The sequence below is a fragment of the Mycobacterium sp. E3251 genome (assembly GCF_001666835.1).
GTDB lineage: Bacteria > Actinomycetota > Actinomycetes > Mycobacteriales > Mycobacteriaceae > Mycobacterium.
The window spans coordinates 1-560 of record NZ_LZJF01000130.1 but is presented as its reverse complement, the minus strand read 5'-3'; the positions used below and the strand labels follow the sequence as shown (position 1 = coordinate 560).

General features: G+C 68.6%; 1 protein-coding gene. It reads right to left on the bottom strand.

Going from position 1 to position 560, the window contains the following annotated elements; genetic code table 11:
* On the bottom strand, positions 1–560 hold a 560-nt coding region (locus tag A5697_RS16130), incomplete at both ends, for a PPE family protein (protein WP_304442487.1).

Genomic DNA, 560 nt, shown 5'->3' with positions numbered 1-560 from the left:
GTGCTGGCCTGGGTGGTCGTGCCCGCGTCGTTGGTGACCTTGGGCGCGGCCTGAAACTGCGTGATGCCCTTGGTCGCCGCGGTGGACTGCGCCGAGTAGTTGGCCATCGCGCCGGCATCCTGGGCCCAAAACTCGCCGTACTGGGCCTCCAACTGCGCGATCGCCCCGGTGTTCTGCCCGATCACATTGGTGGCCTGCAACTGCTGCACCAAGGCCCGGTTGGCCGCGATCACCGGCGGGGGCACCACCGCGGAAAACGCCGCCTCATAGGCCGCCGCCGCCGCGCTGGCCTGCACCGCGGCCTGCTCGGCCTGAGTCGCCGTGCTGGCCAGCCACTCCGCATACGGAGTCGCCGCGGCCGCCATCGCCGCCGAGGCCGTACCCGCCCACTCCTCACTGGCAAGCTGAGTCACCACGTTCTGATAACTCAACGCCGCCGACTGCAACTCCGCAGCAATCGCATTCCACGCCGACGCCGCGGTCATCAACGACCCCGACCCCGGACCGGCATAAATCCGCGCCGAATTAACCTCCGGCGGAAGCGCCCCAAAATCAAACAC